This window comes from Bacillus sp. SIMBA_005 (assembly GCF_046535585.1).
Taxonomy (GTDB): domain Bacteria; phylum Bacillota; class Bacilli; order Bacillales; family Bacillaceae; genus Bacillus; species Bacillus pumilus.
In genome coordinates this window covers 1-230 of the sequence record NZ_JAWRWI010001295.1, presented here as the reverse complement: position 1 = coordinate 230, position 230 = coordinate 1, and the positions used below count along the sequence as shown (strand labels likewise).

The following is a 230-nucleotide window of genomic DNA, read 5'->3' as shown; positions in this document are numbered from 1 at the left end:
CGTCGCCGCTGCCGCTGAAGGGAATCGCGTAGGGGTGACCGGCGCCGTAGAGCAGGGGCGGCAGCACCCGCATCGCCGCGCTGGCCGGACGCGCCTTCTCCTGCGCGATGCCGGCGATCCACGTGGCCTTGATGCGCTCGATTTCCTTCTCGTCGAAGTTCGGGCGCCGCACCATGTCGGCGAACAGCGCCAGCGACGGATCCAGGTGCTCCTTGAGGGCCGACACGTAG

At 69.6% G+C, this 230-nt stretch carries 1 protein-coding gene; it reads right to left on the bottom strand.

Features of this window, described 5'->3' with window-relative positions; translation table 11 throughout:
- On the bottom strand, positions 1–230 hold a 230-nt coding region (locus SB660_RS24250), incomplete at both ends, for an insulinase family protein (RefSeq protein ID WP_410585201.1).